This is a genomic window from Haloferax sp. KTX1, from assembly GCF_902410085.1.
GTDB lineage: Archaea > Halobacteriota > Halobacteria > Halobacteriales > Haloferacaceae > Haloferax > Haloferax massiliensis.
In genome coordinates, this window is sequence record NZ_CABPRH010000004.1 from 131,825 (window position 1) to 152,530 (window position 20,706).

The 20,706-nt window shown below is 68.8% G+C and carries 22 protein-coding genes; 16 read left to right on the forward strand and 6 right to left on the reverse strand.

The window, feature by feature from the left end; all coding sequences use genetic code 11:
• Positions 1 to 77: 77 nt before the first annotated feature.
• Complete coding sequence (locus FY251_RS08735) at positions 78 to 2,732, forward strand: AAA domain-containing protein (protein ID WP_148414366.1); 2,655 nt, start codon at positions 78 to 80, stop codon at positions 2,730 to 2,732.
• Positions 2,733 to 2,772: 40 nt separating this feature from the next.
• Here the strand turns inward: FY251_RS08735 and FY251_RS08740 are convergent, their stop codons facing one another.
• Positions 2,773 to 5,529, reverse strand: coding sequence for an ATP-dependent helicase (locus FY251_RS08740; RefSeq protein WP_148414367.1), 2,757 nt, complete (start codon positions 5,527 to 5,529; stop codon positions 2,773 to 2,775).
• 104 nt (positions 5,530 to 5,633) lie between these two features.
• Here FY251_RS08740 and FY251_RS08745 point away from each other — a divergent pair, with 104 nt between their 5' ends.
• Positions 5,634 to 6,380 carry an MBL fold metallo-hydrolase gene (locus tag FY251_RS08745; RefSeq protein WP_148414368.1) on the forward strand — a complete coding sequence of 249 codons (747 nt, stop codon included), beginning with the start codon at positions 5,634 to 5,636 and terminating at the stop codon, positions 6,378 to 6,380.
• A gap of 115 nt (positions 6,381 to 6,495) precedes the next feature.
• On the opposite strand, the gene FY251_RS08750 is transcribed toward FY251_RS08745, so the two are convergent.
• The 3 genes from FY251_RS08750 to FY251_RS08760 form a co-directional block, all read right to left on the reverse strand.
• A complete protein-coding gene (locus FY251_RS08750) occupies positions 6,496 to 7,242 on the reverse strand; it encodes an isopentenyl phosphate kinase (protein WP_148414369.1) in 747 nt (248 codons plus the stop codon).
• Complete coding sequence (gene mvk / locus FY251_RS08755) at positions 7,239 to 8,336, reverse strand: mevalonate kinase (RefSeq protein ID WP_148414370.1); 1,098 nt, start codon at positions 8,334 to 8,336, stop codon at positions 7,239 to 7,241. The genes FY251_RS08750 and mvk overlap by 4 nt, the downstream gene beginning before the upstream one ends.
• 118 nt (positions 8,337 to 8,454) lie before the next feature.
• The gene (locus tag FY251_RS08760) at positions 8,455 to 8,799 is read right to left on the reverse strand and encodes a hypothetical protein (protein ID WP_148414371.1); all 345 of its coding nucleotides are present in this window, start codon (positions 8,797 to 8,799) and stop codon (positions 8,455 to 8,457) included.
• Positions 8,800 to 8,949: 150 nt separating this feature from the next.
• Here FY251_RS08760 and FY251_RS08765 point away from each other — a divergent pair, with 150 nt between their 5' ends.
• From FY251_RS08765 to FY251_RS08800, 8 genes are all read left to right on the forward strand, one after another.
• Positions 8,950 to 10,014: a M42 family metallopeptidase gene (locus FY251_RS08765; protein ID WP_148414372.1), complete on the forward strand. Its 1,065-nt coding sequence runs from the start codon at positions 8,950 to 8,952 to the stop codon at positions 10,012 to 10,014.
• Positions 10,015 to 10,113: 99 nt separating this feature from the next.
• Complete coding sequence (locus FY251_RS08770; RefSeq protein ID WP_089777449.1) at positions 10,114 to 10,593, forward strand: 50S ribosomal protein L11; 480 nt, start codon at positions 10,114 to 10,116, stop codon at positions 10,591 to 10,593.
• A gap of 305 nt (positions 10,594 to 10,898) precedes the next feature.
• On the forward strand, positions 10,899 to 11,537 hold the full coding sequence (locus FY251_RS08775) for a 50S ribosomal protein L1 (protein WP_089777448.1): 639 nt from the start codon (positions 10,899 to 10,901) through the stop codon (positions 11,535 to 11,537).
• On the forward strand, positions 11,534 to 12,583 hold the full coding sequence (locus FY251_RS08780) for a 50S ribosomal protein L10 (RefSeq protein WP_148414373.1): 1,050 nt from the start codon (positions 11,534 to 11,536) through the stop codon (positions 12,581 to 12,583). Before FY251_RS08775 ends, FY251_RS08780 begins: the two co-directional genes overlap by 4 nt.
• Before the next feature lie 21 nt (positions 12,584 to 12,604).
• Positions 12,605 to 12,943, forward strand: a complete 339-nt coding sequence (rpl12p, locus tag FY251_RS08785) for a 50S ribosomal protein P1 (RefSeq protein WP_004974573.1) — start codon at positions 12,605 to 12,607, stop codon at positions 12,941 to 12,943.
• Positions 12,944 to 13,139: 196 nt separating this feature from the next.
• Complete coding sequence (locus tag FY251_RS08790) at positions 13,140 to 14,423, forward strand: tripartite tricarboxylate transporter permease (RefSeq protein WP_148414374.1); 1,284 nt, start codon at positions 13,140 to 13,142, stop codon at positions 14,421 to 14,423.
• A gap of 83 nt (positions 14,424 to 14,506) precedes the next feature.
• Positions 14,507 to 14,686 (forward strand): HVO_2753 family zinc finger protein, encoded by a 180-nt coding sequence (locus FY251_RS08795; RefSeq protein ID WP_004042997.1) that lies wholly within the window; start codon positions 14,507 to 14,509, stop codon positions 14,684 to 14,686.
• Positions 14,687 to 14,688: 2 nt separating this feature from the next.
• Positions 14,689 to 14,955: an elongation factor 1-beta gene (locus tag FY251_RS08800; protein ID WP_089777446.1), complete on the forward strand. Its 267-nt coding sequence runs from the start codon at positions 14,689 to 14,691 to the stop codon at positions 14,953 to 14,955.
• 60 nt (positions 14,956 to 15,015) lie between these two features.
• On the opposite strand, the gene FY251_RS08805 is transcribed toward FY251_RS08800, so the two are convergent.
• Positions 15,016 to 15,273 carry a DUF4337 domain-containing protein gene (locus tag FY251_RS08805; RefSeq protein WP_148414375.1) on the reverse strand — a complete coding sequence of 86 codons (258 nt, stop codon included), beginning with the start codon at positions 15,271 to 15,273 and terminating at the stop codon, positions 15,016 to 15,018.
• Between the two features lie 115 nt (positions 15,274 to 15,388).
• Entirely contained in the window at positions 15,389 to 16,549 is a 1,161-nt protein-coding gene (locus tag FY251_RS08810; RefSeq protein ID WP_148414376.1) for a cystathionine gamma-synthase, read from the reverse strand.
• A gap of 123 nt (positions 16,550 to 16,672) precedes the next feature.
• Here FY251_RS08810 and FY251_RS08815 point away from each other — a divergent pair, with 123 nt between their 5' ends.
• Genes FY251_RS08815 through FY251_RS08840 form a run of 6 tightly spaced genes read left to right on the forward strand, consistent with a single transcriptional unit; the run spans position 16,673 to position 20,699 of the window.
• Positions 16,673 to 16,963: a 50S ribosomal protein L21e gene (locus FY251_RS08815; protein WP_004061361.1), complete on the forward strand. Its 291-nt coding sequence runs from the start codon at positions 16,673 to 16,675 to the stop codon at positions 16,961 to 16,963.
• A gap of 3 nt (positions 16,964 to 16,966) precedes the next feature.
• Entirely contained in the window at positions 16,967 to 17,323 is a 357-nt protein-coding gene (locus FY251_RS08820; protein WP_004042989.1) for an RNA polymerase Rpb4 family protein, read from the forward strand.
• A 53-nt stretch (positions 17,324 to 17,376) separates the two neighbouring features.
• Entirely contained in the window at positions 17,377 to 17,970 is a 594-nt protein-coding gene (locus tag FY251_RS08825) for a DUF655 domain-containing protein (RefSeq protein WP_148414377.1), read from the forward strand.
• A 42-nt stretch (positions 17,971 to 18,012) separates the two neighbouring features.
• Positions 18,013 to 18,876 carry a 16S ribosomal RNA methyltransferase A gene (locus FY251_RS08830; RefSeq protein WP_148414378.1) on the forward strand — a complete coding sequence of 288 codons (864 nt, stop codon included), beginning with the start codon at positions 18,013 to 18,015 and terminating at the stop codon, positions 18,874 to 18,876.
• A gap of 3 nt (positions 18,877 to 18,879) precedes the next feature.
• Positions 18,880 to 20,106 carry a mechanosensitive ion channel family protein gene (locus tag FY251_RS08835; RefSeq protein WP_148414379.1) on the forward strand — a complete coding sequence of 409 codons (1,227 nt, stop codon included), beginning with the start codon at positions 18,880 to 18,882 and terminating at the stop codon, positions 20,104 to 20,106.
• Entirely contained in the window at positions 20,103 to 20,699 is a 597-nt protein-coding gene (locus FY251_RS08840; RefSeq protein ID WP_148414380.1) for a HemK2/MTQ2 family protein methyltransferase, read from the forward strand. The genes FY251_RS08835 and FY251_RS08840 overlap by 4 nt, the downstream gene beginning before the upstream one ends.
• The last annotated feature ends 7 nt before the right edge of the window (positions 20,700 to 20,706 follow it).

The window sequence follows — 20,706 nt, forward strand, 5'->3', positions numbered from 1 at the left end:
GGATTCACACACGCGACCTGCCGAACTGCCCGCGCCCACCGACGGCTATTTGCCCGCGCCTCACCCACGCTTTCGACGTGAACCTTCGCGGTCCGCTCGTCGAGGTCGGCGAGCCGCGCGACGTCGAAACGAAGCACGGCGAGCGCTCGCTGGCGGAGGTGACGCTCCGCCCCGAGCGCGGGACCGGAGAGCCGGTGACCGTCACCCTCTGGGGGAAGTGGACCCACGCCGCCGAGCACGCCGAACCGGGCATGGACCTGCTCGTCACCGACGCCGAGGAGTCCGAGTACCGCGGCGAGACGACGTATTCGACCGGCTCGGAGTCGTTCGTCGTCGTCGAACCCGACTTCCTCGTGGACGTGACCGACATCCGCTCGTGGGTGCAGTGCTCGCGGATGTACTACCTGAACAAGCTCTCGGGCATCCCGCTGAACTACCCGGTGGTGAAAGGGACCATCGTCCACGACGTGTTCGGCGACCTCCTCCGCGGCCGCGACCTCGACTCGTCCATCGACGAGCGCATCGACGAGCGCGGCCTCGAACTCGGCCTGCTCGGCCGCGAGGTCGACGAGGTCGCGGACGAGGTGCGCCGCAACGCCGCCGCCATCGAGGGCTGGCTCTCGCAGGGCGTCCTCACCGACGAGGACGAGTGGCGCTCGGAGTACACGCTCATCTCGCCGACGTTCGGCATCAAGGGCCGCGCCGACGCCCTCCGCCGGGGGTCGCCCGTCGAACTCAAGACCGGTAAGAACCTCAACCGCGACCCGCGGTTTCAGGACAAGATTCAGGCCGCCTCCTACGCGCTCATCCTCGAAGAGCGGGGCGTCCCGGTCGACACGGGGACGCTCCTCTACACGAAGAACACGACGCTCGACCGCACCGAGGAGTCCGGCGACCTCTCGCCGGCGAAGGACTTCTCCATCGGTCGCGGCCTGCTGGAGTTCGTCGTCCGCACCCGCAACGAAATCGCGGCGATGGAACACGACGCGTCGGTGCCGACCGGCTACGAGGTGAACTCGAAGTGCGAGTACTGCTTCGAGAAGGACACCTGCATGGTCGTCTCCGGCAGACTCGACCAGGAGTCGAAGGCCGGCGCAATCGGCAAACCGGTCCCCGAAGACGAGCGCGACTACTTCGACCGCTTCTACCGCGCCGTCGAAGAAGAGCGCCGGGCGGTCCACAACGAGTACCGCAAACTCTGGGACCAGAGCGCCGAGGTGCGCGCCGACGACGACCGGGCGCTCATCGGCCTCGAACCGCTCGGCCGGACCGAACGCCCCGACGGCACGTGGGAACTCCGGGCGAAGCAGACCGACGACGCGGTGTCGAAACTCCGCGCGGGCGACGTGGCGCTCGCCAGCGACGGCCACCCCGTCGAGGGGCACGCCGAACTCGCGCGCATCGTCGAACTCGGCGACGAAATCGTCGTCACGACCGACGAGCCCGTCCCGCTCCGCCGCCTCGACGTCTACCCCTCCGAACTCACCGTCGACCGCCTGCTCACCGCCCTCCACGACGCGGTGCTCAAGGGCTCGCCCGACCGGAAGGACGCCCTGTTCGGCCGCCGCGACCCCGAGTTTGCGGACCGCTCTGCGGGTCGCACGTTCATCGACAACAACGACGCGCAGGACGACGCGGTGCGCCTCGCGGTCGACGCCGACGACCTCGCGCTCATCCACGGGCCGCCGGGGACGGGCAAGACCTACACCATCGCCCGGACCATCCGCGCGCTCGTCGAGGACGGCAACCGCGTCCTCCTGTCTGCCTTCACGAACCGCGCGGTCGACAACGCGCTCGAAGCCCTGCGCGACCAAGGATTCGAGGACATTGTTCGCGTCGGCACCGAATCGGGCGTCCGCGAGGACATGCAGGACGTGCGCCTCTCGCGGAGCGGCGACCCGAACGCGCTCGCCGCCGCCCTTCACGACGCCCCTGTCGTCGCCGCGACCACCGCCTCCTGCGGGTCGCGCGTCATGCGCGAGCAGTCGTTCGACGCGGCGCTCGTCGACGAGGCGTCGCAGATAACCGAACCGGGGACGCTCGCCGCCGTCAACCTCGCCGACCGGTTCGTCCTCGTCGGCGACCACAAACAGCTTCCGCCGGTCGTCCGCGCCGAAAACGACCTCCAGACCTCGCTGTTCCAGCGACTCATCGAGACGTACCCCGACGCCTCGGTCATGCTCGACCGCCAGTACCGCATGTCTCAGCGGATTCAGGCGTTCGCCTCAAAGGAGTTCTACGACGGCGCGCTCCGCCCGGCCACGGGGGCCGTCGCCGCCCAGCACCTCCGGGACCTCGGGGTCGACACCGCGGACCTCCCCGCCGAACTCGCGGACCAAGTCGCCTTCGTCGACCCCGACGGCCGGCGCGTCGGCAACACGAACCCCGCCGAAGCCGACCGCGTCGCGGAGGTCGTCGCCGCCTACGAGGCCGCCGGCGTCGACACCGACGACATCGGCGTCATCGCTCCGTTCCGGGCGCAGGTCGCGGAAATCTCCCGCCGCACCGACGCCACCGTCGACACGGTCGACCGGTTCCAGGGCTCCTCGAAGGAGGTCATCGTCGTCTCCTTCGTCGCCACCGGCGAGTTGGACGGCCCGCTGTTCGAGGACCACCGCCGCATCAACGTCGCCCTCACGCGGGCGAAGAAGGCGCTGTGTCTCGTCGGCGACGCCGACGCGCTCGAATCCGACCCGTTCTACGACCGGATGCTCGCGTGGGCGCGGCGGTAAGGGCGTCTCTGCGGCTCCTCGCCCGCGAACCGTCAGCCGGTCAGTCCACGTCGATGCCGAGGTCCGCCTCGTCGTCGTCGATTTTCGCTTTGACGCGCTCGTGGAACTCCCTGAGCGCCGCGCTCTCGTCTTCGGCGAGGACCACGTCGCTCGCGGTCAGCGTGGCGAGGCCGAACGCCCGCGGCGTCGGCGACGAGACCTGCTGGCCGACCACGTCCACGTCGCCCGCCCGAATCGCCGCAACCGCGTCCTCGATGGCGGCGAGGTTCAGTTTGTCTTCGAGAATCTCGCGGTAGGTCTCTTCCATCACGGCGAACTCGTCGAGGTCCTGGGCGAACGACAGCAGCATCTCCGAGGAGACCTGCTGTTGGGCGGCGGACTTCTCGTAGCCCTTGTAGCGCTTGAGAATCATGAGCGAGCGCGTCGCGTTGATGCGGAAGTAGCGCTTCAGGAGGTCCGTGCCGTCGAGGGCGGCCCGCAGGTCGTCCTCGACTTCCTCGGGGTCGAGGTCGCGGAGGACGCCCGCGAGGTCGACTTTGCGGTTGAGCGGCATCGACAGCGAAAAGCCGTTGTCGGCGACGGCGACCTGCACGTTCGCGTTGGTCCGGCGGGCCGCGTGGTACGCGAGGAGCCGCGAGAGGCCGTCGTTGAACCGCCGGCCGTCGGTGCAGTGGACGTAGAAGTGCCGGCGGTAGGCCTCGCGGTCGAGCTCGGTCTCCACGACGAGTCTGTCAGGGGTCGCCACGCTCTCGGGGCCGGCGTATCTGACCTGCTCGTCGAACATCCGCGTGACGGCGCGGACGCTGTTCTCGTCGAGCGGGAACTCCCGGAGCCACGACCTGACGGCGGGCGCGCCGCCGGCGTCGAGTCGGTCCACGAGGTCGGCCTGAAACGCCGCGAGTTCGCGGCCGAGGTCGTACGAAAGCGGCAGGCGCTCGGAGAACCACGAGGGGACCGTCGGGCGCTGGGCGGTGCGGTCGACGTACACCTTCGACCCGCGGCGGTAGCGGTACGCGAAGTGGTCGCCGCCGAGGACGAACACGTCGCCTTTCTCCAGCGTGTCGAGGTAGCCCTCGTCGAGCGTGCCGACCCACTGGTCGGCCCCGCGGACCAGCACGTCGCAGGTAAAGGAATCGGGAATCGTGCCGATATTGGTCATGTAGATGACGCGGGCCATCCGGCCGCGTTTGCCGATGAGCGGTTCGCCGACGGGGTACTCCTCGTAGTGGTGTTCGCCGTCCGGCGGGTCGTTGGTGTCGCGCCAGATTTTCGCGTAGACGTTCTTGTCTTCGAGGCCGTCGTAGTCGGCCGTGAGATAGCGGAACAGGCGCTCGAAGTCGTCGTCGGAGAAGTTCCGGTACGGGTAGGCCCGCCGGAGCGTCTCGCGGAGTTCAGACTCGGGGCGAATCGCGTTGATGGCCATCCCGTACACCTGCTGGGCGGCCACGTCGACGGCGTTCTCGGGGATGAACACCCGGTCGACGAACCCGGATTCGGCCTTCGAGAGCATCACCGCGCACTCGACGAGTTCGTCCCTGTCGAGGGCGATGACGCGCCCCTCGACCGTCTGGCCGAGCTGGTGGCCCGCGCGGCCGACCCGCTGGAGGAGCGCGGCGACGGACTTGGGCGAGCCGACCTGCACCACGAGGTCGATGTGTGGCATGTCGATGCCGAGTTCGAGGCTCGTGGAGGTGGTGACGACGCGCAACTCGCCGGCTTTCAGCTTCGACTCGATCTCCTGTCTGCGCTCCTTCGAGAGGCTCCCGTGGTGGCAGCCCGAGTTCGACTCGTCGATGTCGTCGAACTCCTCGCGGAGGTTGTGGAGGACGCGCTCCGCGCCCGACCGCGTGTTGGTGAACACGAGCGTGTTCGTGTGCGAGGCGACGAGGTCGTGCAGGCGGTCGTAAAACCGGCTTTGGACCTCGCTTCGGGGCGTCCGAATCAGGTCGTCGGTCGGGCACTCCAGTCGGACGTCGAAGTCGCGGACGAACCGCGTGTCCACGAGTTCGTAGTCGCGGGGTTCGCCGTCTTCGCGGCCGACGAGGAACTCCGCGACCGTGTCGAGCGGTTCGACGGTGGCCGAACAGCCGATGCGCGTCGGCGACGACTCGGCGAGGTCCTCCAGTCGCTCCAGCGACACCGACAGGTGCGTGCCGCGTTTGTTCTCCGCGAGGCTGTGAATCTCGTCGACGACGACGTACTCGACGGTTCGGAGCTTCTCTTTGAACTTCGGCGAGTTGAGCAGAATCGCCAGCGTCTCGGGCGTCGTGTTGAGGATGTGCGGCGTCTCAGACAGCATCTTCTGGCGGTCCGCCGAGGAGGTGTCGCCGTGGCGGATGGCGTGTCTGATGTCCACCGTCTCCCCGCGGCCCTCGGCGATGTCGGCGATGCCCGAAAGCGGCTCGGTCAGGTTCCGGTGGATGTCGTTCGCGAGCGACTTCAGCGGCGAGACGTAGAGACAGTACACCGAGTTGTCGAGGCCGTCCGGCGACTCCCGGTCGCGGCGGAACAGTTCGTTGATGATGGCCGTGAAGGAGGCGAGCGTCTTGCCGGACCCCGTCGGCGCGCAGATGAGGGCGTTGTCGCCCTCGTGGATGTGCGGGATGGCCCCGCGCTGCGGCGGGGTGAAAAAGCCGCCGTTGCCGGGGACGAACTCCCCGAACCGGTCGACCCACCACTCCTGGACGGCGGGCTCCAGCAGGTCGAGGACGTCCTCGTCGGCGACCGTCACCGACTCGGGGTCGAACTCGTAGTCGCCGCCTCTCGACGCGAGAAGCGAGCGGCCGCGCCGGGTCATTACCTCGGGGTTAGCCTGCGCGGGTATGAGGGTTGTGCCTGTCCCCGCGGACGACCGACCCGGCGAGCACAAGGACTAACGCCGCCGCCGTGGTAGCGCTACGCATGCGCGTCACGTTCCTCGGCACCGGCAGCGCGATGCCCGTCACCGGCCGCGCCCAGACCGGACTCCTCCTCGAATCGGACGGCAACGCCCTCCTCGTGGACTGCGGGTCGGGCGTCCTCGCCCGCCTCGCCGAGACGGAAGTCGGCTACGAGGGCGTCTCGTCGGTCCTCCTCACGCACCACCACCTCGACCACGTCTCGGACCTCATGGCGCTCGTGAAAGCCCGGTGGCTCGCCGGCGCTGACAGCCTCGAAATCGTCGGCCCGGAGGGAACTGAGGACCTCGTCGAGGGGCTGTTCGACGTCCACGACTACCTGCGGGGCCGCCTCGACGTGCAGATTCGGGAGGTCGGCCCGACCGAGTTCGGCGTCGCCGGCTTCGACGTGATGGGGTTCGAAGTCCGCCACTCGATGCCGACGCTCGCCTACCGCTTCAGCAACGAGCGGGGCGAGGCCGACTTCGTCTTCTCCGGAGACACCGAGGCGTTCGCCGCCCTCGGCGACTTCGCCGACGGCGCGAGCGTCCTCGCGCACGACTGCTCGTTTCCCGACGACGTGGACGTGTCGAACCACCCGACGCCGTCGCAGGTGGGCGAGGCGCTCGCCGGGCGGGACATCGATTCGGTCTACCTGACGCATCTCTACCCGCACGCCGACCGCGTCACCGACGACCTCCGGGCGAGCGTGAGCGAGCGCTTCGACGGCGAGGTCCGAGTCGCGGAAGACGGCTTGGTCGTCGAACTCTGAGTCTGAGCCTGAGTCTGAGCCTGAGTCTGAACCTGAGTCTGAACCCGAGTCTGAACCTGAGTCTGAACCCGAGTCTGAACCCGAGTCTGAACCCGAGTCCGACGCCGGCTACACGCTACTCCCCGCGGATGACGGTCCCCGGCGACTCGCCGGCGACGAACGCCGACAGCCCCTCGGGGCCGAAGACGTGCGCCGGCGCGCCGAGCGCGAGCAGTTTTCGCACCTTCGCGGCCATGCCGCCCGTCACGTCGGTCGAGTCCGACCCGCCGAGCGCGTCGGCCGCGTCTTCGAACGCCGTAATCTCCGGAATCACGTCGCCGTCGGCGTCGAGGACGCCGGGGACGGTCGAACAGAGCCCGACGCGGTCCGCGCCGAGGCCGGACGCGAGCGACACCACGAGGTCGTCGCCGCTGACGATGGTCGCGCCCTTCCCCGCGTGCGCGATGACGTCCCCGTGGAGGACCGGGACGAAGCCCTCGTCGAGCATCGTTTCGGTCGCCGCGAGAGGAAGCGACAGCGAGCCGTCGGCCTCGCGCGCGCCGACCGAAAGCGGGTGGACCGGCAGGGCCGAGACGCCGCGGTCCGCGAGGGCGTCGAGGACGGCGTCGTTGAGGCGCTTCATCGCGTCGTGGATAGCGCGGACCCCGCGGGCGTCGCGGGTTCCGGATTCCGAGGAGACCTCGTGTTCGGCGGCGTGATGGTGGCCGAAGCTTCCGCCGCCGTGGACGACGACGACGCGGCCCGACTCGGCGAGGGTCGCGACCGCGTCCGCCGCGGCCGCCAGCCCCGCCTCGTCCACGGTCTCCGGTTCGTCCTTGTCGGTGACAACGCTCCCGCCGAGTTTGAGGACGACGAGACTCACGCCGAGTCCGCCCCCGTTTCCTCCCCGTCCCCGTCGCCGGGGTCGCGCTCGGCCTCACCCTTGGCGTCCGCTTCGGGCGGAATCTCGACTCTGACGCCCTCGGTGGCGAGTTCGGCGCGGAAGGCGTCCTCGCAGCCGGGGGTGAATCGGAGCGCGGTCTGGGTCTCGGGCGTCGGGTCCAGCGAGACGATACAGCCGCCGCCGCCCGCGCCGGTCAGTTTCGCGCCGTACGCGCCGGCCTCGCGGGCCGCCCACACCATCGAGTCGAGCGAGCGCGAGGAGACGCCGAGGGCCTCCAGCAGCCCGTGGTTGAAGTTCATGAACCGGCCGAGTTCGGAGAGGAGTTCCTCGGAGGGTTCGTCGGCGTCGGGGTCCGCCTCGGCCAGCAGTTCCTCGCCCCGGCGGACGACGTCGCCGACGGTCGAGACGGTGTCGGCGGCGAAGTCGTACTCCTCGCGGAGCGCGCGGACGCCGGAGACGAGCGCGCCGGTGTCGCCCGCGCCGCCGTCGAAGCCGATGACGAACGGGAGCGGCGGCGCGTCGATGGTCCGGCAGTCGTCGCCCTCGACGCGGACGGCCCCGCCCATCGCCGAACAGAAGGTATCGGCGCGCGAGGCCTGTCCGTCTTGGACCTCGTGTTCGGCGCGGTAGGCGCGTTCCGCGATTTCGCGCGGCGCGAGTTCGACCCCGAGCTCGCGGGTCGCGGCGTCGATGCCGGCGACGACGACCGCCGCCGAGGAGCCGAGGCCGGCCCCGAGCGGGATGTCGCTCTCGACGGTGATGTCGAAGCCGGCGTCGGGCGCGTCGGCGGCGTCGCGGGCCTCGTCGACCGCGGCGTCGATGTAGCCCATCGCGGCCTCCACGAGCGGTGCCGGAACGTCCACGTCGGGTCGGTCGCCGGTCGAGCCGCGGTACTCGACGGTGAAGCCGTTGAGACTCAGGTCCTCGGCGCGGACGCGGACGTGGTCGTCCTCGCGGGCGGCGACGGTGACGGTCGCCCGGCGCTCGACCGCGCAGGGGACCGCCGGTTCGCCGTAGACGACTGCGTGCTCCCCGAACAGGTACACCTTGCCGGGAGCGCTCGAAACGGTCATACCCCGGAGTTGCTACGGGATTCGCTTAAGGGTATCCGACCGCGGTCGAACTCGGCGGTGGTGGTCGGCGGTAACGGTCGGGGGACGGCCGCGGAAAAACGGTGTTCGGGACGCCGGTTCAGGCGTCGACTTCGACTTCATCGCGCTCTGCGTCGTCGAGGTCGGCCAGTTCGTCGAGGTCGTCGCCGTCGCCGCGGATGTAGCGGACCGCCGCCGCGATGCCGACGAGCAGGACCAGCCCGACGAGGAGCCCCAGTCCGGGGCGACCGCCCGACTCGTCCGACTCGGAGTCATCGAACTCGTCGCTTTCGTCGGCGTCGAACTCGGCGTCGTAGTCGTCGTTCGATTCGTCGTCGGCTTCGAGTTCCGCGTCGCCGCGCTTGGAGAGAAGCGGGGCGCTGTTGGTCGGGCTGAACTCGAAGCCGTCGTGCAGGTGGACCTCGAAGAGGGTGAAGTCGGCCATACACCTCAGTACGCTCACAAGATGGATATGCCTTGTGGCGACGGACCGCCGCGGGCCGCCGCGGGACGTGACGGACCCCCTCGGCGGCGACTCCCGGTGGGGTGTGCTGGAGTCGCTGTGTTCTTGGTTCGCCGCTCCCGAACGTCTCGTATGGACGACGACCGACGCGCCTTCCTCGAAGACCTGCTCACCACACCCAGCCCGTCCGGCTACGAGGTCGCCGGCCAGCGCGTGTGGGTGGACTACGTCTCGCAGTTCGCCGACGACGTGACGGTCGACGACTACGGCAACGCCGTCGCGGTCCACGAGGGCACCGGCGGGGGCCCCGAAATCGCCTTCACCGGCCACGCGGACCAGATCGGCTACATCGTCCGCGACATCGACGACGACGGCTTCGTCCGCATCGGCCCCATCGGCGGCGCGGACCGCACCGTCTCGAAGGGCCAGCACGTCACGGTCCACGGCGACGACGGCGACGTGGCGGGCGTCATCGGCCAGACCGCAATCCACCTCCGCGACGTGGGGAGCGAGGAGTACGACGACCTCGAAGAGCAGTTCGTCGACATCGGCGCGACGAGCAAGGGCGACGCCAAAGACCACGTCGAGGTCGGCGACCCCGTGACGGTCGAAGCGCGGGTCCGCGACCTCGCGGGCGACCGCGTCGCCGCAAACGGGATGGACAACCGCGTCGGCACGTGGTCGGCCGCCGAGGGCCTCCGCGCCGCCGTCGAGGCCGACGTGGACGCGACGGTGTACGCCGTCAGCACCGTCCAAGAGGAGGTCGGCGTGCAGGGCGCGAAGATGGTCGGCTACGACCTCGACCCAGATGCGATGGTCGCCGTCGACGTGACCCACGCCACGGACAACCCCGACGTGCCCGGCAAGCGTAAAGGCCCCGTCGAACTCGGCGAGGGACCGGTCGTCTCCCGCGGGAGCGCGAACCACCCGAACGTCGTCTCGCTCGCCCGCGACGCGGCCGCGGACGCCGACATCGACGTGCAGTTGCAGGCCGCCGGCGTCCGCACGGGAACCGACGCGGACGCCTTCTACACGAGTCGCTCCGGCATCCCCTCGCTCAACATCGGCATCCCGAACCGCTACATGCACACGCCCGTCGAAGTCGTCTCCACGAGCGACCTCGACGACGTGGCCGCGCTCCTCGGGTCGATTGCCGCGCTCGCGGGCGACGTGGACTCGTTCGGCGTCGACCTCTAAGCGGGACGACGCCGAGCGGCGTCTCGCCTGTGCGTAGTTGTCGCATACGGCTCCGGCCGAAAGAAAACCGTTAAAAGTCGCCACACGGTGTTTCCACGTATGGCTGGAACTATCGAAGTACTCGTTCCCGGCGGGAAGGCGAACCCCGGTCCGCCGCTCGGCCCGGAACTCGGCCCGACCCCCGTCGACGTGCAGGACGTCGTCAACCAGATCAACGACCAGACGTCCGCGTTCGACGGCATGGAAGTCCCCGTCACCGTCGAATACGACGACGACGGCTCGTTCAGCATCGAGGTCGGCGTCCCGCCGACGGCCGCCCTCATCAAGGACGAAGTCGGATTCGACACCGGCAGCGGCGAACCCCAGGAGAACTTCGTCGCCGACATGTCCATCGAACAGCTGAAGAAGGTCGCAGAGCAGAAGTCCTCTGACCTGCTGTCGTACGACCTCAAGAACGCCTCGAAGGAAGTCGCCGGCACGTGCGCATCCCTCGGCGTCACCGTCGAAGGCGAGGACGCCCGCACGTTCAAAGAGCGCATCGACGGCGGCGAGTTCGACGACTACTACGACGACGAGTAATCGTCTCGGACCCGCCTCGGCGGTTCGAACCGCCCTTTCCGTCGGGCCGAGCCGACTCGGCCCGCTTTCTTCTCTCCACGGACCCGACTCAACCCGGAGCGGCCCGACCGTCGACGGCCTCGCGTCGCTCGCGTGCCCGCCGGTTCGCATGTGTGGCTGTGGCACGCGAAACCCCCGAATTCGGGGGTTTCGGCTCCCGTGGTTCGACGGACTTAAGTTGAGCCTACTCGTCCTGCCGGACGAGGCAGGCAGTAGCCTGTTTCACTGACCCGTAGGAGCAATCCTGCGTACTACGGAGGTGAATAATGGCAGACACAATAGTTGACGCAGTCTCTCGCGCACTCGACGAGGCACCCGGGCGGAACTTCCGCGAAACGGTTGACCTCGCCGTGAACTTGCGAGACTTAGATCTTAACGACCCGTCGAAGCGTGTCGACGAGAGCATCGTGCTCCCGTCTGGCACCGGCCAGGACACCCAGATTGTGGTGTTCGCGACCGGTGAAACCGCGCTCCGCGCAGAGGATGTCGCCGACGAAGTTCTCGGGCCCGACGAGCTCGAAGACTTCGGCGACGACACCGATGCGGCGAAAGACCTTGCCGACGAGACCGACTTCTTCGTTGCCGAGGCTGGACTGATGCAGGACATCGGTCGCTACCTCGGTACCGTGCTCGGTCCCCGTGGGAAGATGCCGACCCCGCTTCAGCCCGACGACGACGTCGTCGAGACGGTGAACCGGATGAAGAACACGGTGCAGCTCCGCTCGCGTGACCGTCGGACGTTCCACACGCGCGTCGGCGCAGACGACATGACGCCCGACGAAATCGCGGAGAACATCGACGTCATCGTCCGTCGTCTCGAAGCGACGCTCGAAAAGGGCCCGCTCAACATCGACTCCGTCTACGTGAAGACGACGATGGGGCCGTCCGTGGAGGTGCCCGAATGAGCGAATCCGAGGTCCGGCAGACCGAGGTCATCCCGCAGTGGAAGCGTGAAGAGGTCGACGAGCTCGTCGACTTCATCGAATCCTACGAATCCGTCGGCGTCGTCGGCGTCGCGGGCATCCCGAGCCGCCAGCTCCAGGCCATGCGCCGCGAGCTTCACGGCTCGGCCGCCGTGCGCATGAGCCGTAACACGCTCGCGAACCGCGCGCTCGACGAGGTCAACGACGGCTTCGAGGAACTCAAGGAGTACATCGCCGGGCAGGTCGCCCTCATCGGCACGAACGACAACCCGTTCGCCCTGTACAAGGAGCTTGAGGCGTCGAAGACGCCCGCGCCCATCAACGCCGGTGAAGTCGCCCCGAACGACATCGTCATCCCCGAGGGTGACACCGGTGTCGACCCGGGTCCGTTCGTCGGCGAACTCCAGCAGGTCGGGGCGTCCGCCCGCATCATGGACGGCTCGATCAAGGTGACGGAAGACTCCAACGTCCTTTCGGCGGGCGAGGAAGTCTCCGAGGAACTCGCGAACGTCCTGGCGGAACTCGGCATCGAGCCCAAGGAGGTCGGTCTCGACCTCCGCGGCGTCTTCTCCGAAGGCGTCCTGTTCGAGCCCGACGAACTCGCCATCGACGTGGACGAGTACCGCGCCGACATCCAGTCGGCCGTCTCCGCCGCGACGAACCTCTCTGTCAACGCGGTCTACCCGACCGCCCAGACCGCGCCGACGCTCATCGCCAAGGCGACGAGCGAGGCCAAGGCCGTCGGTCTGTTCGCCAACATCGAGAGCCCGGACTTCATGCCCGAGCTCATCTCGAAGGCGGACGCCCAGCTTCGGGCGCTCGCGGCGAACATCGACGACGAAGAGGCGCTTCCCGAGGAACTCCGCGGCGTGTCCGCGGCTGACACGGGTGCCGCCGAGGAAGAAGAATCGACTGACGAAGAAGCAGCGGACGCCGACGAGGCAGACGCCGACGCCGACGAAGACGCCGCCGACGACGACGGCGACGACGACGAAGACGCCGGCGACGCCCTCGGCTCCCTGTTCTAACAACACACAAGGTACACAACAATGGAATACGTCTACGCTGCGCTCATCCTGAACGAGTCGGACGAAGAGGTCAACGAAGAGAACATCACCGCGGTCCTCGAAGCCGCCGGTGTCGATGTCGAAGAATCCCGCGTCAAGGCGCTCGTCGCCGCGCTGGAGGACGTCGACATCGAAGAGGCCATCGAGACGGCCGCCGCCGCCCCCGCGCCCGCCGCGGGCGGTTCCGCCGGTGGCGAGGTCGAGGCCGCTGACGACGACGACGAGGAAGACGCCGAAGAAGAGGCCGCTGACGAAGGCGGCGACGACGACGACGACGACGAAGAAGCCGACGGCGAGGGCCTCGGCGCGCTCTTCGGTTAAACTTCCGCGAGACCGCGCCGCATCCGCGGCGACGCTCGCTTCGAAACTCCGCTTTCTTTCGACGCAATCCGCCAGCGGCGGTTCTGCCCGCGCATCTGACGACTCCGGTCGCGCGCCCAGCGACTCGCCGCGGGCCACGGCACAGTCGGCGTCGAGCGCGTAGCTTCATACCGGAAGCCGCGACCACTCCCGCGCGATGCTCCTCATCGTCGGGGCGGCCGTCGCTCTCCTCGACCGAGTGGCGACGCTCGCGCCGCCCGCCGCGGTCGACCCGACGACTGCCACCCTCCTCGGCGTGGCCGTCGGCGTCTTGCTCGGGACCTGTTCGGGTCTCGTCCCCGGCCTCCACGCGAACGCCTTTGCCCTGCTTCTCGCCGGCGTCGCGTCCGACGCGCCGGGGCCGCCCGTCGCCGTCGCGGCCGCCGTCCTCGCCGCGTCGACCGTCCACACGTTCCTCGACGTGGTGCCGGCGCTGACGCTCGGCGTGCCCGACGCCGCGCTCGCGCCGGGGGCGTTGCCGGCACACGAACTCGTCCTCGGCGGGCGGGGCCGCGAGGCGCTTCGGCTGTCGGCGCTCGGGAGCGGCGCGGCGCTCTGTCTGGCCGTGCCGGTCGCGGTGCCGCTCACCGACGTGCTGGTCGAGGCCTACCCCGTCGTCCGCGACCACCTGTGGCTGGTGCTCGCGGGCGTCGTCGTCGCGCTCGTCTGGACCGAACCGAGCCGTCGGGCGACGCTGGCGGCCTGCGTGACCATCGCCGCCGCGACGGGGCTGGGTCTCGCGGTCCTCGACAGGTCGTTCGGGGGGCCGCTCCCCGTCGGCGGCGTGTTGGCCCCGCTGTTGGCCGGCCTGTTCGGCGTGCCGGTCCTGTTGGCGGCGCGACGCGGCGCGGGCGTGCCGCCGCAGGGCGACGCGGCGCTCGCAACGTCGCCGGGGTCGGTCGCGCGGAGCGTCGCCGCGGGGACCGGCGGGGGCGCGTTCGTCGGCTACCTCCCGGGCGTCTCCGCGGGGGTCGCGGGCACGCTCGCGCTGGCCGTTCTCCCCGGCCGCGACCCCGACGAATCGGCGCGGGCCTACGTCACGGCGACGAGCGCCGCCACGACGGCGACGACGGTGTTCGCGCTGTTCGCACTCGCCGGGTTGGGAACGCCCAGAACGGGTGCGCTCGTCGCGCTCACCGAGGCGGAACTCCCGACCGGACTCGGCCTCGCGGTGCCGGTGACGGTCGCCGCGGGGCTCTGCGGGGCGGCGTTGGTGCCGGTCGTCGGCGACCGGGCGCTCGCGGTCGTCGGGCGACTCGACCAGCGACGACTCGTCACAGCCGTCTGCGCCCTCCTCGTCGTTCTCTCGTGGGCGTTCGCGGGGGTCGGCGGCGTCGTCGTCCTCACCGTCGGCGGCGTCGTCGGCCACATCCCCGTCCGGTTCGGCTGTCGGCGCGTCCACCTGATGTGCGTCCTCATGGGGCCGCTGATACTCGGATGAGACGTGTCCACGCGGGACACGGATTTCCCCCGCGGGAACCCGGAAAGACAACGGTTAAAAGTCGCGCGCCGGTTTGTGAGCGTATGAGCGAGTCCGAACAGCGACACGCGCACCAGTGTGTGTCCTGTGGCATCAACATCGCCGGCATGAGCGCGGCGACGTTCAAGTGCCCCGACTGTGGCCAGGAGATTTCGCGTTGTTCCAAGTGCCGCAAGCAGAGTAACCTCTACGAGTGCCCCGATTGCGGGTTCATGGGTCCATAATCATGGGAAAAGTAGCCGCCAAAATCAAGGTCATGCCGAACAGTCCCGAGCTCGACCTCGATAACCTCGAGGACGCGCTCGAAGACTCCCTCCCCGAGGGTGCGAAAATCAAGGGCTTCGAACGCGACGACGTCGCGTTCGGTCTCGTCGCCCTCCTGCCGACCGTCATCGTCCCCGACGACGCCGGTGGCACCGAGGCCGTCGAGGAAGCGTTCATCGAAGTCGACGGCGTCGAGAGCGTCTCCGTCGAGAACGTCGGCCGCATCTGAACTGACGACCGACCTTTTTCGCAGTCCCGTCTCGTCCCCGGAGCGACTGCCGTCGCCCCGTCAGCGGTGCTCCATGAGGTAGACGCCGAGGACGACGCCGAACGTGAGCCCGAGCATCACGCCGATGGGAAGGGAGTTGCCGATGACCCCCGCGACGCCGCCGAGGAGGATACCGATGGCCAGCCCGATACCGAACTGCTCGGCGCTGTGGCTCGACCCCTCGTGGTCGTCGGAATCGACCATCACGTGGTCTGCGGGTTCGGCGTAGCTCTGTCGCTGTGCGGACTCCGCACTCAGGGTGAACGTCTCTTGGGACATACCTCATTATTCATCGTGCTATTCAATAACCCTTACTCGCGTTCCCAACCTGCGGCAATGAGTCGTCTGCGAGGACGGTCCGCCGCGTGAGAACGAGCCGACGCCGAGTCGAGCCTCAGAACGCCGCGTCGAACGCCCGCTGAAGGTCGGCCTTCATGTCGTCGATGTGCTCGATACCGACCGAGACGCGGACGAGGCCGTCGGTGAGACCGGCTTCGAGCCGTTCTTCTCGGGGGATGGCCGCGTGGGTCATCGCCGCGGGCTGTTCGATGAGGCTCTCGACGCCGCCGAGGCTCTCGGCGAGCGTGAACACCTCGGTCTCCTCGACGACGGTCGAGGCCTGTTCGAGCGAGCCGTCGAGTTCGAACGAGAGCATGCCGCCGAAGTCGTCCATCTGCTCGGCCGCGAGGTCGTGTTGCGGGTGGGAGTCGAGGCCGGGATAGAACACCTCGGCGACCGCCTCGTGGTCGTCGAGCCACGCGGCGAGCTCGCGGGCGTTGTCGCAGTGGCGGTCCATCCGAACCGGGAGCGTCTTCGTCCCGCGGAGGACGAGGAAGCAGTCGAACGGCGAGGGCGTCGCGCCGACGGAGTTCTGGTAGAAGCCGATTTCCTCGTCGAGGTCGGCGTCGTCGGTGACGAGCGCGCCGCCGACGACGTCGGAGTGGCCGCCGAGGTACTTCGTCAGCGAGTGCGAGACGATGTCCGCGCCGTGGTCGAGCGGGCGCTGGAGGTACGGCGTGGCGAAGGTGTTGTCGACGGCGCAGAGCGCGTCGACCTCGTGGGCGATGTCGGCGAGCGCGCCGATGTCGTTGACGCGCATGAGGGGGTTCGTCGGCGTCTCGACCCACACGAGTTCGGTCTCCTCGCGGGCGGCGTCGCGGACGGCGTCGTGGTCGGTGGTGTCGACGAAGTCGAAGTGGAGGTCGTACTTCTCGTACACCTGCGTGAAGATGCGGTGGGTGCCGCCGTAGACGTCGTTGCCGGCGACGACGTGGTCGCCCGCTTCGAGGAGGTTAAGCACGGTGTTTATCGAGCCCATCCCCGAGGAGAACGCGCGGCCGTGCGAGCCGTGTTCGAGCGCCGCGAGGTTCGCTTCGAGGTCGGTCCGCGTCGGGTTCCCCGTGCGGGAGTACTCGTAGCCGCGGTGGTCGCCCGGCCCGTCTTGGGCGTACGTCGAGTTCGCGTAGATGGGCGTCATGAGCGCCCCCGTCTCCTCGTCGGGCTCCTGACCCGCGTGGATGGCGCGCGTCTCGATGCGTCGCTCGTCTTCGGACATACAAAGAGCGCCGCGCCGACTCGGGTTAAGTCCGTCCCTCCCGCGCGACCACGCGGGAGACACACACGCGCGGTTCGTAACGTGCAATTTATAATGGCGACGCAAGTATTCGTTCTCACGACTATGCCGAGCTCCAACGGTCCGATGAAGGGGACGCGAGGAAAGCTCTCGAACAAGCCGCGCGAGCGCGGCACTTCGCCGCCGCAGCGCGCGATCGCGGAATTCGAGGAGGGCCAGAAGGTCCACCTCAACATCGACCCGAGCGTTCGCGAGGGTCGCTTCCACCCGCGCTTCAACGGTCTCACCGGTGAAGTCACCGGGAAGCAGGGCCGCGCGTTCAAGGTGCAGATCAACGACGGCGGCAAAGAGAAGACGGTCATCGTCCGTCCCGCTCACCTGCGCGCCCAGCAGTAAGCGATGACCATCTTCAAAGAAAAGCTCGACGAGGAGTATCTGACGACCTCCGAGGTCAAGGAACTGCTCGCCGAGGTTGAGGCGGAACGCGCCGCCGACGAAGAGCGCGAGATGCGCTACGAACTGGCCCGTGCGATAGAACACGTCAACCGGTTCGCCCACCTCGACCCCGAGGAGTCTCGCGAACTCGTCGAGGAGCTCGCCGAGCTGGAGAAGGTCGACGGTCCGACCGCCATCAAAATCGCGGACCTCCTGCCGCAGTCGCGCGACGAGCTTCGCGCGGTGTTCGCCCAGCAGCGCTACGCGCTGTCGGGCGACGAACTCGACGAAATCCTCAACGTCGTCGCGAAGTACGTCTGACCGCGTGACGGCGCGGCCAACTCTTTAAATATCGGCTCGCCGTAACTACTGGTATGACACGTACGGAGAGCGGTGACGCCGACGCCACGACCGAGTACGTCGTCGTACTCGACGTACTCCGCCACGGGCGTCAGGGAGACGACCGACGGCGCTTCGACGCGGCACCCATCGCGTACGCGCTCGGAGAGTCCGATTTCCGTCTCCTGGAGTTGACCCTCGTCGAAGACGCCGACGTGAGCATCGGCGACCGACTCGCCGTCTCGCCGGTCGCCGACCGCGAGCTGATTCAGTCCGTCGAAGAACTCTCGTACGGCGACCTCTCGAACACGGCGACGGCCGAAGTCGACTACGTCGTCGAGGACATCGTCGAGGCCGACGAAAAGCGGTTCGTCGACTTCTACAACGACGCACAGCCCATCACGCTGCGGCTCCACCAGCTCAACTTGCTTCCCGGCATCGGGAAGAAGCTCCGCGACAAGATTCTCGAATCGCGGAAGCGACAGGGACCGTTCGAGTCGTTCGAGGACCTCGAAGAGCGCGTCTCGGGGCTCCACCGTCCGAAGGAGGTCATCGTCGAGCGCATCCTCGACGAACTCCGCGACAACGACGTGAAGTACAAGACGTTCGTCGGACGCGACGGGCGGTAGCGGAACGGGACTTTTACCCGCTCCCGCACGATACCTCTCCCAATGACGAGCGACGGCAGCGAACAGGTCCGCGGGGCCGCCGCGCGCGACCCGGACGCCCTCATCCGGCGGGCGGGCGCTCGCGGGAACCCGGACCACGACCAGCACTTCCTCGTCGACGACCGCGTCGTCGACCGAATCCCGACGTATCTCCCCGAGGAGGCAGACCGCTCGCACGTCCTCGAAATCGGCGGCGGGCCGGGCGTCCTCACGGACCGGCTGCTCGGCGTCGCCGACCGCGTGACCGTCGTCGAACAGGACCGGACGTTCGCCGAGCACCTGCGCCGCGAGTTCGCCGACGAGGTCGAATCGGGGCGGCTCACGGTCGTCGAGGGCGACGCGCTCGACGTCGACCTCCCCGAGTTCACGGCGTGCGTCTCGAACCTCCCCTACGGCATCTCCTCGGAGATTTCGTTCCGCCTGCTCCCCCGCGGGAAGCCGCTCGTGTTGATGTTCCAAAAGGAGTTCGGCGAGCGGATGGCCGCCGAGGCGGGCACCTCGGAGTACGGCCGTCTCTCGGTGAGCACCCAGCACTACGGCGACGTGGCGGTCTGCGAGCACGTCCCCCGCGAGGCGTTCGACCCCAAGCCCGCGGTCCAGAGCGTCGTCGTCCGCATCACGCCGCGCGACCCGGACTACGAGGTCGACGACGAGGCGTTCTTCCTCGACTTCGTGAAGGCGCTGTTTACGCAGCGACGCAAGACCATCCGAAACGGCATTCGCAACACGGCGCACATCTCCGGGCTGTCGGACCCCGAGGCCGTCGTCGAGGCCGCGGACGAGGACGTCCTCCGAAAGCGCGCCGGCAACATGGCCCCCGCGGAGTTCGCCGAACTCGCGCAACTCGCCGCGTCGGTCGGCCTGTAATCCATGACGCTCCCCGCACTCGCCGCGGTGCTTCTCCGCCTCGCCTCGACGGGAACGCCCCTCCAGAGCGACGCCGTCCTCGACATCGCGTCGCTGTTCCCGACGTTCGAACTCCGCGTCGCCGCGAGCGTCCTCGTGACCGTCGCCGTCGTCGCCGTTTGGCGGCTCGGCGCGCGCCTCCACGACAAGGAGGTTGAGGCCGTCTCGATGCCGGTGTGGCACCTCTCGGTGACGGTTCTCCGCCTCGTCGTCGTCGCCGGCGGCGGGGCGTTCGTCTTCGCGGTCTGGTCGCTGTCGGGCGACATCGGCACGTTCTCCGAGCAGTACGACGTCAACCGGCAGACGTTCGTCCGCATCGTGCTGTCTGCGGCGTTCGTCGTCGGCGCGTACGTCCTCACGAGCGTCCTCGGCCGGTTCATCAAGGAAATCGCGAGCACGCGCCCGGAGATTTCGGACCACCAGCGCGAGGTCATCTACCGAATCGCGCAGGTGACGACCTACCTCGCCACGCTCGCGGTCATCCTCGGCATCTGGCGGGCCGACCTCGGCGGCTTCCTCGTCGGGGCTGGCTTCCTCGGCATCGTGGTCGGGATGGCGGCGAGACAAACCCTCGGCGCGCTCATCGCGGGCTTCGTCATCATGTTCTCCCGGCCGTTCGAAATCGGCGACTGGGTCGAGCTCGGCGACCACGAGGGCATCGTCACCGAAATCACGGTCGTGAATACGCGCATCCAGACGTTCGACGGCGAGTTCGTGATGATTCCGAACGACGTGGTGAGTTCGGAGAGCCTCGTCAACCGGAGCCGAAAGGGGCGGCTCCGCCTCGACATCGAGGTCGGCGTCGACTACGACACCGACGTCGACCGCGCCGCCGAGGTGGCGCAGGCGGCCGTCGAAGACCTCGACGAGGTGCTTTCGGTGCCGAAGCCGCAGGTCGTCGCAAAGCGGTTCGGCGACTCCGCCGTCGTCCTCGGGGTGCGCCCGTGGATAGACCGCCCGAGCGCCCGCCGGTGGTGGCGCGCGCGGACCGCGACCATCTCGGCCGTCAGCGAGGCGTTCGACGAGGAGGGAATCACCATCCCGTTCCCGCAGCGCGCGCTGTCCGAGCGCGACCCCTCGGGTCCGGTTCCGCTCACCGACGCGCGGCCCGAAGCGAGTCCCGAGGCCGACGGCGGCAGCGAGGACAGTTCGGATGCTGACGCGGCCGACGCCGAGGGGACCGACGCGTGACCGACCTCGCCGAGCGCCGCGGGATGAACACCTCGGTCTACCAGCCCGCGGAGGACTCCGGCCTGCTCGCACAGGCCGCGGTGGGGCGCGTCTCGGGACGCGTCCTTGAAGTCGGCACCGGGTCGGGCTGGGTCGCAGAACAGCTCGCGACGAAGACCGACGCCGACGTGGTCGCCAGCGACCTCAATCCCCACGCCTGCCGGCAGGCCGCCGACCGCGCCGCCGCGCTCCGGGCCGACGGCCACCGCGGCTTCGGGGTCGTCCGCGGGAGCCTCGTCGAACCGTTCCGCGACGACGCCTTCGACGCGGTGGCGTTCAACCCGCCGTACCTCCCCGAGGACCTCGAAGCCGCCCGCGACGACTGGATGGAGGTCGCGCTCACCGGCGGCGAGGACGGCCGCGAAATCATCGACCCCTTCCTCGACACGGTCGGGCGCGTCCTCAAACCGGGCGGCACTGTCTTCCTGCTCGTGAGTAGCTTCACCGGCTACGACGAGGTGCTCGCCCGCGCCGAGGCGAACGGCTTCGGCCACGAGGTCGTCGTCCGGGAGTCGTACCCCTACGAGACGCTCACGGTGCTCGCGTTGGGATAACCAATGC